Origin of the sequence: Pseudomonas sp. 6D_7.1_Bac1 (assembly GCF_025465945.1) — a bacterium.
GTDB lineage: Bacteria > Pseudomonadota > Gammaproteobacteria > Pseudomonadales > Pseudomonadaceae > Aquipseudomonas.
Genome location: NZ_JANLNW010000041.1, coordinates 1 through 1,362 on the forward strand (window position 1 = coordinate 1; position 1,362 = coordinate 1,362).

Below are 1,362 nucleotides of genomic sequence, written 5' to 3' on the forward strand. Positions count from 1 at the left end.
GACGCTGAGCAGGATCGCGCCGTCGCCCTTGAGCGTGCCTCGGGTGTTCAGCAACTGCTCGCTCAGTGTCAGGTCCAGCTTGCGTTTGGCGTAGAAGTTGCCGCCCTGGCTGTTGTCCAGTTGTGCGGCACGTAGTTGTACTGCGCTCTGGCCGGAAATCTGGCCTTTGAGCGAGTTATTCACCTGCGTGGCGGTCAGGTTCAAGTCGCCGTTGGCGAGCAGATGGCCATTGTTGCTGTTGTCCAGAGTGCTACCCGCCAGGGTCAGACTGTTCTGGCTGGAGACTTCGCCGCCACGGTTGTCGAGGCTGTCGATGTTCAGCTGCAATGCTTGGGTTGCACTGAGCAAACCACCCTGGCGGTTGTCCAGGCGATTGCTGTTCAACGTCAGGGTGCCGCCCGCGTTGAGGCTGCCGTTACGGTTGTCCAGCAGGGTGGTGTTGCCCAGTGTCAGGTTGGCCTTGCTGATGATGCGGCCCTTGAACTGGTTGTCGAGGCTGGCGCTGTCGAGGGTCAACAGGTCGACCGCGGAAAACAGACCGGTCTGGTTCAGCAATTGGCCGGTGATGGCGGCAGTCAGCGTCCCGGAGCTGATCAATGTGCCTTGGGTGTTATCGAGACTGGCGCCGTGCAACGCCAACAGTTGACTGGCGGTCATGGAGCCTTTGAGATTGCTGATGGCGCCCTGGCTGCGCGCCATGAGGCTGGCATCGCCGGCAATCACGCCATGGCTGTTGTCCAGGTCGGCGACTTGCAGGCGAATATCGCGGGCGGCCAAGTTGCCTTCGCGGTTATTCAGGCTGCCACGAAGCAGCAGGTCCAGGCCGCCAAGAGCGTTCACTTTGCCGAGGCTGTTGCTCAGGCTGTCGGCCTGCGCATCGATGCTGGCAGCGGACACCAGACCCAGGGTGTTATCCAGTGCATGGGCGATACGCAGCACCAGCCCTTGATGGCTGAGCACCTTGCCGCTGGTGTTGTCGAGACTGTCGGCGCTGAGGTTGAAGCCGGTGCTGCTGGAGATTTCGCCGTTCTGGTTGCCGACGGCAGCGAAGTTGCTCAGCAGTAACTGGCCCGGCGCGTTGAGCAAGCCACCCTGATTGTTCAACTGGCCGTGGTTCAGGTTCAGGCTCAGGCTGGTGCTGCTGGACAGTTGACCTTTGCTGTGTTGATCAAGCCCGGTCATGCTGGCCGTGAGGGCCTTGGTGCTGTTGATGTGCCCGGCGTTGCTGTTGTCCACCCGGGCGGTGGTGAGGTCGAGGGTGTCGTCGCTGGAAAGCTCGCCGCCCTGGTTCTGCACATCGCCGGTACCGATCAGCAGCGGGCCTTTGCCGTGCACTAAACCCTGGCTGTTATTGAGGCCGGT

Annotated in this window: 1 pseudogene; it reads right to left on the minus strand. The window is 61.6% G+C overall.

Annotation, left to right across the window (positions count from 1 at the left end):
* Positions 1–1,362: pseudogene (locus NTD87_RS10120) on the minus strand (adhesin); the annotation flags it as partial.